This window comes from Aliivibrio sp. 1S175, assembly GCF_001690985.1.
Classification (GTDB): Bacteria; Pseudomonadota; Gammaproteobacteria; order Enterobacterales; family Vibrionaceae; genus Aliivibrio.
The window spans coordinates 1-668 of the sequence record NZ_MAJS01000071.1; the positions used below are offsets into that span (position 1 = coordinate 1).

The 668-nt window shown below is 30.8% G+C and carries 1 protein-coding gene; it reads right to left on the reverse strand.

The features are described from left to right. Positions 1-60: 60 nt before the first annotated feature. The gene (locus A6E06_RS15180) at positions 61-417 is read right to left on the reverse strand and encodes a hypothetical protein (RefSeq protein ID WP_065593613.1); all 357 of its coding nucleotides are present in this window, start codon (positions 415-417) and stop codon (positions 61-63) included. Positions 418-668 lie beyond the last annotated feature (251 nt).

Sequence of the window (668 nt, forward strand, 5' to 3'; positions counted from 1 at the left end):
CCATAGTCGTTTGTTATATGTATTCCACAATTCTAACTTAAGATATCAAAATAATTCAGATTACTGATCTTGAAATGTTAGATGTACTTCTGGAAATTGAGTTGATTGTACCTTTAGGAATAAACCACCAGCAATCAAATAACCAACAATCATTCCTACCGTTGGGATGATACCTGAAAAGTGTAGTAACGTAGATAAAAGGACAATCCCACTAACACCTAATTGATACGGCATCAAAGCTTTGAAATCATCAAAACGCTTATGCGCTACTTTTATCCCCTCTTCGTTTAAGGTCAAATCCCCGCCACAGATAGAACAAACTATTTTATTATCTTTTTTCAATTTATCTATTTCTTTGATTTGAATTTCAGAATCACCAGTACATCTTGGACAGTTATAATGAAGCGCAGTTTTCATTTCTATTTCCCTTAATCAAAATTATCAAAATTATCAAAATTATCAATTAATTAAACTAAAATAAGTTCAAAAAACACGCAGATAATATCACTATACTTGGCTATATTAAGTAAATTAGAAAGGGGGCATTATTTTTTGCGACCAGACCATTACATTTGACTTAGATGTTTCATATCATTCATAACATAACAATAAATCACCTAATATTGGGGAGAACAAAAACTAAAATTACATATAACGCCTGCATAACA

Bases quoted from the DNA above. Each gene is read 5' to 3' on its own strand.
- A6E06_RS15180 (WP_065593613.1), bottom strand. From the start codon at position 417: ATGAAAACTGCGCTTCATTATAACTGTCCAAGATGTACTGGTGATTCT.